This is a genomic window from Rahnella perminowiae, assembly GCF_019049755.1.
In the GTDB taxonomy this organism is placed as follows: domain Bacteria; phylum Pseudomonadota; class Gammaproteobacteria; order Enterobacterales; family Enterobacteriaceae; genus Rahnella; species Rahnella perminowiae.
In genome coordinates this window covers 1-1415 of the sequence record NZ_JAFMOS010000181.1, presented here as the reverse complement: position 1 = coordinate 1415, position 1415 = coordinate 1, and the positions used below count along the sequence as shown (strand labels likewise).

General features: G+C 46.4%; 1 protein-coding gene. It reads right to left on the bottom strand.

Annotated elements, in window-relative coordinates:
- Positions 1-216 precede the first annotated feature (216 nt).
- Positions 217-1161 carry a transcriptional regulator LrhA gene (gene lrhA, locus J1785_RS01060; RefSeq protein WP_129952334.1) on the bottom strand — a complete coding sequence of 315 codons (945 nt, stop codon included), beginning with the start codon at positions 1159-1161 and terminating at the stop codon, positions 217-219.
- Between the last annotated feature and the right edge of the window lie 254 nt (positions 1162-1415).

Sequence of the window (1415 nt, the reverse complement as noted above, 5' to 3'; positions counted from 1 at the left end):
GGAAAAGCCAGCATTTTGCGTGGTTTACTGCGGTGATAGGTGATGATGATAACAGTCGTTACAAGGGACACGGAAGGTAAACAAATCAAAACAGGGGTTTTAGAAAGGATAGTAAACAAAATCACTAAAAGTAATCATTTTGCTACTTCTAAAGAGGGAGAAACCTTTACCCCCGCCCCGTCAGACGGAGGCGGAAGGTAAAGCCGGGGGATTATCTTAACTTTGAGAGTCTGCCAGGAACTCATGATCGTCATCCGCTACCGGACGGGGACCATAGGCACTGAGAGAATATGGATCATTCCCTTGCTCAACGGCATTGAAAATCGCCATTGCCAGTTCATTTTCACAACGGGCATTTTTGTACAACACATACTGCGTATCCGGCAAACGTGGTAAACCATCCTGTTCACCCAAAACACGCAACTCCGGGCTCATCATTTCGATAGGACGGGCTGTCACGCCCAGTCCCGCACGCACGGCCGCACGAATTGCCGATAATGTCGAGGCGACATAAGCAATACGCCACGGGATCCCCGCCTGACTCAGATGCTCTATTGCCATCATCCGGTACGGACTTGGCTCATCAAGCACCACCAGCGGAACACTATCGCCGGAAGGATACGCAAAATCAGCTGAGCAGTACCAGAGTGTGGGCGATGTACGCAGAACGATGTGCGGGTGATCGGTATTCGTCATCGTCGTGATGGCCAAATCCACTTCTTCACTTTCGAGCATCGACAACATGAAAGGACTGCGTTTAACGCGGACATCAATAGACAACTTCGGATATACGGATGTCACACGACTGAGCAGGAAGGGTAAAATGGTGTCAGCCGTATCATCTGACGCGCCAATCGTTATCCCACCCTGAACATTGCTATACATCAAAGATGTGCAGGCTTCATCATTAAAACGAAGGATTTTGCGTGCGTAACCCAACAACTGAATACCGTGTTCAGTTAATAATTTATTGCGTCCATGTCTGGCAAACAGTTCTTTTCCAACGAGTTGTTCTAGACGTTGCATTTGCTGGCTTACCGCCGACTGAGTACGACACACCGCAGCAGCAGCCGCAGCGAACGTATTTAAATCAGCAACAGCTACAAATGTCCTCAACAGATCAAGATCGAGATTGAGGATTGGACGATTTGCAATTGTCATAGTTTTTCTTCACTTTATAGAATCTAATAACAAGCTACCCTGATGGTGCGTCAAAGTACCCGCAAAAAGCAGAATACCAGATATGTCGGATACTCACTCATTTGATAACCTAAATTGAGAAATATTTGTGCATGCAAGTTTTCAACATTGTGGGCATTCGGTCATTAAACCTGTGCATAATAATTCCCCACAAAGGCTAAATGATTAGATTTACTTATTTAATATAGCCTGTTGCCGCCAACCGTTCCATATCC